Here is a 366-nt window from a genome sequence, read left to right on the forward strand (position 1 = left end):
CCTCCCGCAGCGCGGCGGCCACGTCCACCGGCTCCTGCTCCGACTCCTGGACCATCTCCCGGTAGTAGGAGCCCAGCCCGTCCAGGGTCGGCCCGCGCTGGACGGTCACCCCGGTGTGCGGCACGGAAGCGAAGGCCAGCGTGTTGTTCTGCCCGGCGGAGATCGCCTCGCACAGATCGACCCCGACCTTCGCGGCGTCGACGTCGAAGGCGGCCACGAACTGCACGTCGGAGACGTGATAGTCCCCGAAGACCACGTGCATCAACCCCGGCACGGTCTCGGCCGGATCGGCCTCGGCGTAGAAGTGCACGCCCTGGATCAAGGACGAGGCGCAGTTGCCGACACCGGCCACGGCCACTCGGATGG

The 366-nt window shown here is 69.9% G+C and carries 1 pseudogene; it reads right to left on the reverse strand.

The features are described 5' to 3' along the window. Positions 1 to 366: pseudogene (locus tag ACWCOM_RS18600) on the reverse strand (inositol-3-phosphate synthase); the annotation flags it as partial.

Source organism: Kocuria sp. KH4 (genome assembly GCF_053711175.1).